This is a genomic window from Pseudoalteromonas sp. SR44-8 (genome assembly GCF_014163635.1).
Taxonomy (GTDB): Bacteria; Pseudomonadota; Gammaproteobacteria; order Enterobacterales; family Alteromonadaceae; genus Pseudoalteromonas; species Pseudoalteromonas rhizosphaerae.
Map to the genome: position 1 here is coordinate 34,954 of NZ_JACJDS010000044.1, position 6,995 is coordinate 41,948.

The 6,995-nt window shown below is 42.4% G+C and carries 7 protein-coding genes; 4 read left to right on the forward strand and 3 right to left on the reverse strand.

All coding sequences use genetic code 11. The features are described 5' to 3' along the window. Positions 1–9: 9 nt before the first annotated feature. Positions 10–1,269, forward strand: a complete 1,260-nt coding sequence (gene murA, locus H5183_RS18440) for a UDP-N-acetylglucosamine 1-carboxyvinyltransferase (protein WP_145236783.1) — start codon at positions 10–12, stop codon at positions 1,267–1,269. Positions 1,270–1,308: 39 nt separating this feature from the next. Here murA and H5183_RS18445 read toward each other — a convergent pair whose 3' ends face one another. From H5183_RS18445 to H5183_RS18455, 3 genes are all read right to left on the reverse strand, one after another. Further along, the gene (locus H5183_RS18445; protein ID WP_145236786.1) at positions 1,309–2,391 is read right to left on the reverse strand and encodes a trypsin-like peptidase domain-containing protein; all 1,083 of its coding nucleotides are present in this window, start codon (positions 2,389–2,391) and stop codon (positions 1,309–1,311) included. A 102-nt stretch (positions 2,392–2,493) separates the two neighbouring features. Then, positions 2,494–3,846, reverse strand: coding sequence for a Do family serine endopeptidase (locus H5183_RS18450; RefSeq protein WP_182732389.1), 1,353 nt, complete (start codon positions 3,844–3,846; stop codon positions 2,494–2,496). A gap of 208 nt (positions 3,847–4,054) precedes the next feature. Beyond that, on the reverse strand, positions 4,055–4,495 hold the full coding sequence (locus H5183_RS18455; RefSeq protein ID WP_145236792.1) for a YhcB family protein: 441 nt from the start codon (positions 4,493–4,495) through the stop codon (positions 4,055–4,057). Positions 4,496–4,645: 150 nt separating this feature from the next. On the opposite strand from H5183_RS18455, the gene zapE reads away from it, so the two are divergent. From zapE to rpsI, 3 genes are all read left to right on the forward strand, one after another. Beyond that, entirely contained in the window at positions 4,646–5,734 is a 1,089-nt protein-coding gene (zapE, locus tag H5183_RS18460; RefSeq protein WP_145236796.1) for a cell division protein ZapE, read from the forward strand. 333 nt (positions 5,735–6,067) lie between these two features. Then, on the forward strand, positions 6,068–6,496 hold the full coding sequence (gene rplM, locus H5183_RS18465) for a 50S ribosomal protein L13 (RefSeq protein ID WP_002957960.1): 429 nt from the start codon (positions 6,068–6,070) through the stop codon (positions 6,494–6,496). Positions 6,497–6,507: 11 nt separating this feature from the next. Beyond that, positions 6,508–6,897 carry a 30S ribosomal protein S9 gene (gene rpsI / locus H5183_RS18470; protein WP_016710054.1) on the forward strand — a complete coding sequence of 130 codons (390 nt, stop codon included), beginning with the start codon at positions 6,508–6,510 and terminating at the stop codon, positions 6,895–6,897. Positions 6,898–6,995 lie beyond the last annotated feature (98 nt).

Below are 6,995 nucleotides of genomic sequence, written 5' to 3' on the forward strand. Positions count from 1 at the left end.
GGTTTCCTCATGGATCAATTTGTAATTCAGGGTGGAACCGGACTTGCCGGTGAAGTCACTATCTCTGGCGCTAAAAATGCCGCTTTACCTATTTTGTTTGCAGCATTATTAGCTGACGGTAAAAGTACCTTTAATAATGTTCCTCGCCTGCGTGATATCGGCACTACTGAAGCATTATTAAAAACCCTCGGCGCAGAAATACACTGGCACGGCGAACAGCTCGTGATTGATGGTGGGAAAGTTGATAAAACATTAGCCCCTTACGAGTTAGTTAAACAAATGCGTGCCTCAGTATTAGCATTAGGTCCATTGGTTGCTCGTTTTGGTCAAGCACAAGTATCGCTTCCTGGTGGTTGTGCAATTGGTGCTCGCCCGGTTGATATTCATATTCAAGGTTTGGAGCGCATGGGCGCTGTTATTAGCGTTGAAAATGGTTATATCAATGCCAAGGTAGATGGGCGTTTAAAAGGTGCTGAAATCTACATGGAAATGGTCAGCGTTGGCGCGACCGAAAATTTATTAATGGCCGCAACCTTAGCTGATGGTAAAACCGTATTAGAAAACGCGGCGCGTGAACCAGAGATTATAGATTTAGCTGCTTGCTTAACAGCAATGGGGGCAAAAATTAGCGGTGCAGGCACTAGCCGTATTGAAATTGAGGGTGTTGAAAAGCTGCATGGTTGTGAGCATCGCATCTTGCCAGATCGGATTGAAACTGGCACATTTTTAGTGGCCGCAGCAATGGCGGGTGGTGAAGTGCTATGTAAGCTTACCGATTTTCATAGTTTAGAGCCTGTAATTGAAAAATTGCGTGCGACTAATGCGTTGATTGAAGTACATAAAGATAGTATTTATCTTGATATGCGTGGCCGTGAGCTTAAAGCCGTTAATATCAAAACCATGCCACACCCAGGTTTTCCTACCGATATGCAAGCGCAGTTTACTGCGTTAAATGTAGTCGCTAATGGCAGTGCGACCATTACCGAGACGATTTTTGAAAACCGTTTTATGCATGTACCAGAACTACAACGCATGGGTGCTAACATTCGTTTAGAGGGGAATACGGCAATTTGTGGTGACACTAAGAGTTTGAGTGGCGCACAAGTAATGGCAACTGATTTACGTGCATCAGCGAGCCTAATTTTGACTGGTATTGTGGCACAAGGTGAGACGGTTGTTGACCGTATTTACCACGTTGATCGTGGTTATCAACGGATTGAAGATAAACTCAGCGCGTTAGGTGCTAACATCAAACGTCGAAGTAGTTAATAGCCTGGAACCTAGGTCCTAGCTTCTAGGCCCTAGGTTTTATAGTTTAGTCTCTAACTCTGCAACCTTCACCATCACTTTTAGTACTTCTCCGCTTCGATAAAGTTCAAACTCTATTTCATGCCCCGGCTCTGAATTACCAATTGTGGTCAAGGTTTTTTGAGGGTTAGTGACATCTTCACCGGCAATTTTAATCACAATATCTTGTTCTTTAATACCAGCTTGCCATGCTGGACCTAATGGATCTAGATTGGTTATACGCAAGCCCGCAACAGGGGTGAATTTATCGCTAACTTCTTTACCCGTACTATCAACGGCAGTACCGGTGAAGCCCAAATAACCACGTACAACACGGCCATGACGGATCAGTTTATCCATTACCTCTTTTGCTAATGAGTAAGGTACTGCGAAGAATATGCCTTGGATATCGAGGTTCTCTCGGGTTTTAAATTGTGCAGAGGTGATCCCAACCAAGTCACCGTTAGAGTTTACTAGCGCGCCACCTGAATTGCCGACATTAATTGCCGCATCCATCTGTAGTAGGCTATTGTAAGGACTATCGGTAATTTTTTGTTTACCCGTGGCACTGATGATCCCTTGGGTGATTGTTTGTCCTAAATTAAGCGGATTACCAATCGCCAGTACCACATCGCCCACACGTGGCGTAAAACGCTCACTAATTGGAATAACGGGCAAATGCTCCACGTTAATTTTCAACAGTGCTAAGTCGGTGATGGTATCAAAGCCGATGAGCTGAACATCAAAATAACGGCGGCCATCAGTAAGCAGCACCATAATTTGATCAGCATTATTAATCACATGATAGTTGGTAAGAATATAGCCATCACTTGACATGATTACACCGGAGCCAAGTTCTTGCACGGTGTTTTGCCGTTTATAACGAGGTTCCTTTGAAATGCTCTCAGAAATGATTGTCACAACAGATGGCGCTGCGCGCTGTACTGCATCGGCAAAGCTCAAATGGTCAATACTCATAGCACTTGGTAAGGGTACATTGGGTAACAGCGTTGCACGCATATTTGGGCTAAAAAATACTACCAAAAATGCGATACCGAGTCCGGCAAATAGCGGGGGAAGGACAAACTTAAAAAATTTCAGCACAATTTTCTTATTCTTAATGAGCGATCTTCTAATGATGGCACAAAAAAAATAGCAGCGGCAAGTACCACTGCTATTATTTATGTTATTTACCTAATATTTATTTTATTGGATTAAAACAAATACCGACTCACGACCGCGTTGTACTCCAAGTACGATGTTACCTTTAGTATTTTCGATGATCTTATTCATGTCACTAATTGTTTCAACACGCTGACGGTTTACTTGCATTACCACGTCGCCTTCTTCAAGGCCTACTCTAGCCGCTGGTGAGCGCGGATCAACAGTTGTCACCTCAACCCCTTTATTACCATTCTTTTGGGTGTTTTCAAGAGTTGCACCTTGGAAGGCTGGATGTAGTTCATCACCGGCTGCGGTTAGTGCTGATGCGCCATCAAGGGTAACTTTAACGGTTTGCACTTTACCATCACGATAAATGCCTAATTTTACCTTTCTGCCTTCACCTAGCGTGGCGATTTTACTGCGCAGTTCATGGAAGCCGCTGATCTCACTACCATCAATACTAATAATTACGTCACCTGCTTTAATCCCCGCTTCACTGGCGGCAGAATCATCCATTACTTGCATAACATAAGCGCCTTGTTTTACATCAAGCTGTTGTGCTTTAGCAAGGCCAGCATCCAGTGGGCGCCCAGAAATACCTAGTGAGCCACGGCGTACTTCACCATGTTCAATAATTTGGTCAACGAGATTTTTCATCATATTGGATGGAATCGCAAAGCCGATACCAACATTGCCACCCGATGCACCTAAAATGGCCGTGTTAATACCAATTAGCTCACCGTTTAAGTTAACTAACGCACCACCTGAGTTACCTTGATTAATTGCAGCATCGGTTTGAATAAAATCTTCATAACCTTCAATATTTAAACCACTACGGCCCAGCGCACTAACAATCCCTGAGGTAACAGTATGGCTTAAACCAAATGGGTTACCAATCGCTACTGCAAAGTCACCCACTCGTAGTTGATCTGAGTTTGCCAGTTTAACGGCGACTAAATCCTCGGCATCAATTTTTAATAACGCGATGTCTGATTCTTTATCGCTACCGATTTTAGTTGCTTCGTATTCACGACCATCTTCAAGAGTAACCAACATTTTTTCAGCATCTTGAACTACGTGGTTATTGGTAACGACATAGCCTTCTTTGGCGTCAATAATAACGCCTGAGCCTAAACCACTAAATTCACGCTTTTGGCTACGCGGTTGCGGATTGCCAAAAAAGAAATCAAGCGGATCAGCGCGACGACGGACTTCCTTTGAACCGGAGACTTGGATACTAACAACGCCTGGTGTTATTTGTTCTAGCATCGGCGCTAACGTCGGTAATTGTTGACCATTGACTGCGATAGGCATCTTAGCCATTGATACTGCAGGGGTTAATAATAAACTGGCAGATAACATTGCTGCACTGATTAACGATAATTTCATTTTCATAGTCAGGGTTTACTCCACATCACAGGAAAAAGCACAAACAAAAAAGGCTGCATAAGCAGCCTTTTATCAATTTAGTTCAAAACATTTTAAAGTAGGTTCGCTCTTTAGAATGTTTTGAAATGCATGTAAAACATAAGCTGCTTTATAAACAGACTATGGGGTCAAAAAAAAGTTCATCAAGAAGCTTTAGAAATTTCTGAAACCTTAATTAAACTTTGTCCGGCTCGGCTACTTTTGGTTCGCCGGCGAATAAGCCTGATTCACCTGATACATAATCAGCAGGTTGAGCATGTGCCGATGAACGGTCACTTTGGCGTTCCTTTAGTGAGCGCTGTAGCTGCTCAGTCGTTTCTTTAGAAAAAAATGGTTCGTTAGGATGCTGTTTTTTATCAGCTAGTAGCAGCTTGTTAGTTTCATCAACATGATTTAACAATTGGTCGTAGTTGTCTTTCATTTTGTTGACGAGTCTACCAGTGCTTGCTAAATGATCTGCAACATCTTGACGGTATTGCTCTAATGCATTTTTAGCTTGTTCTGCTTGTTGCTCTAATTCATCTTGCTTAAATTGCTTTTTAGTGACGAAGGCGCCAAGGAAAAATGCAGCTACTGCCACAATAACAATAATGCCGATCCAAGTAACTGTACCCATGATTCTACCCCTTTGGGAATTAATACATAAAAATAAAATAACGCCTAGATTGCGTACTCAAGAATAAATCCTGTTGCTGCTAATATACCCCGAGTTACGATGCGTGTTAACATATTGCGTAAATTAAACCGTGTTTTATTGTAACTATCTATGACTCCTTGGCAAAAGTACCAACAAGATTTACAGCGTGAAGACTTTGTTTACGATGCTGCGCAAGAAAATGCAGTACGTCATCTACAAAGGCTCTTCGATGACTTAACAGCACAAAAGCCCGCAGCTAGAGGCTGGTTCTCTAAACTATTTAATAAAAATAGCACGGCGCCTATAAAAGGTTTGTATTTTTGGGGGGGAGTAGGGCGTGGTAAAACCTATTTGGTTGATACCTTCTATGAGGCGCTGCCGGGAACACGCAAGATGCGCGTGCATTTTCATCGTTTTATGCACCGTGTTCACGAAGAGCTAAAAAAATTAGACAAAACTGCTAACCCCTTAGAAGTTGTGGCTGATATTTTTAAAGCTGAAACCGACATTATCTGCTTTGACGAATTTTTTGTGCAAGACATTACTGATGCCATGCTGCTTGGTGGTTTAATGGAAGCCTTATTTGCGCGCGGCATTGTGTTAGTGGCAACGTCTAACATTATACCTGATGAGTTATATCGAAATGGTTTGCAGCGTGCTCGCTTTTTACCTGCAATCGCACTTGTTAATGCAAACACTGAGATTGTGAATGTGGATTCTGGCATTGATTACCGATTGCGTACTTTAGAGCAAGCAGAGATATTTCATAGCCCACTAGATGAACAAGCCGATAAAAATCTGTTTGAGTATTTTGATAAGTTATCTCCAGAGCCGGGTAAACTCGATCACCCCATCGAAATCGAAGGGCGAATGATCAAAACCCGTAAGGTCGCTGATTGTATTGTGATGTTTGATTTCTCTCAGTTGTGTGAAACCGCACGTAGCCAAGTCGATTATATGGAAATAAGCCGTTTATATAACACTGTTATTTTATCGAACGTAAAACAGCTTGGCCAAAATAACGACGATGCCGCCAGACGCTTTATTGCGTTAGTCGATGAGTTTTACGAACGCCACGTCACACTTATTATTTCTGCTGAAAAACCTATTACGGAACTCTACACGCAAGGCAACCTTAACTTTGAGTTCAGACGTTGTATTAGTCGATTGCAAGAAATGCAGTCGTTAGAGTACCTAGCAAGAGAGCATTTGGTTTAATGTAGCTGTAAGTTATAAGCCGTCAGCCGTCAGCCGTCAGCCGTCAGCCGTCAGGTAAAGAGAATATTTTCTTGACTCTTAAGTTGATAGGGACAAAGTTTTGATAGCTGATAGAACAATTTTCTTGTGGAAAAAACAACCGTCGAGTAGCAATGTGATAAAAGTGCTGGTATACTCCCGCGTCTGCCACGTTGCGTTCTATTGCCTTCATTAGATTAGCCTCTTTTGAATGGCGCAAAAGTCTTAAACTCGAAGGGGTTGGAGCAAACATTTAGAGCGGTAATTAATAATAATTACCTGTGGTTTTAATTGAAAAACATTGGATTTTTATAAATGAAAACGTTTGTTGCTAAACCAGAAACAGTAAAACGTGACTGGTACGTAGTTGACGCTGAAGGTAAAACTTTAGGTCGCATCGCTACTGAAATCGCTCATCGCCTACGCGGTAAGCACAAAGCTGAGTACACTCCACACGTAGATACTGGTGATTACATCATCGTTATCAACGCGGAGAAAGTTACTGTAACTGGTAACAAGTTCAAAGATAAAGTGTACTATGCTCACTCTGGTTTCCCAGGTGGTCTTAAGTCTACTACTTTTGATAAACTTCAAGCTGCAAAGCCTGAAATGATCATCGAGAAGGCTGTTAAGGGCATGTTGCCACGTGGTCCTTTAGGCCGCGCAATGTACCGTAAACTTAAAGTTTACGCAGGTACTGAGCACAACCATGCTGCACAACAGCCTCAGGTTCTAGACATTTAAGGAGCACTAACATGGCAAATCAATACTACGGTACAGGTCGTCGTAAAAGTTCAAGTGCTCGCGTATTCTTACGCCCAGGCACTGGTAACATCGTAATCAACAATCGCTCTTTAGAAGAGTATTTTGGTCGCGAAACAGCACGCATGGTTGTTCGTCAAGCTTTAGGGCTTGTTGATATGACTGAAAAGTTTGATCTTTACATCACCGTTGCTGGTGGTGGTACTACTGGTCAAGCTGGTGCTATCCGTCACGGTATCACTCGTGCACTTATGGAGTTTGACGAGTCACTACGTCCACAACTTCGTAAAGCAGGTTTCGTTACTCGTGATGCACGTAAAGTTGAACGTAAGAAAGTGGGTCTTAAGAAAGCGCGTAAGCGTCCACAGTTCTCAAAACGTTAATATTTACGTTATCAAGAATTTCAAAAACCCAGCTTCTGCTGGGTTTTTTGTTTTTGGAGTTATAAAAGTTAGCGAAAGTAAAGTTAGCGAGAGTAAAG

Coding starts and splice junctions, on each gene's coding strand:
- murA (WP_145236783.1), top strand. CDS start 10: ATGGATCAATTTGTAATTCAGGGTGGAACCGGACTTGCCGGTGAAGTC.
- H5183_RS18450 (WP_182732389.1), bottom strand. CDS start 3,846: ATGAAAATGAAATTATCGTTAATCAGTGCAGCAATGTTATCTGCCAGT.
- H5183_RS18455 (WP_145236792.1), bottom strand. CDS start 4,495: ATGGGTACAGTTACTTGGATCGGCATTATTGTTATTGTGGCAGTAGCT.
- zapE (WP_145236796.1), top strand. CDS start 4,646: ATGACTCCTTGGCAAAAGTACCAACAAGATTTACAGCGTGAAGACTTT.
- rplM (WP_002957960.1), top strand. CDS start 6,068: ATGAAAACGTTTGTTGCTAAACCAGAAACAGTAAAACGTGACTGGTAC.
- rpsI (WP_016710054.1), top strand. CDS start 6,508: ATGGCAAATCAATACTACGGTACAGGTCGTCGTAAAAGTTCAAGTGCT.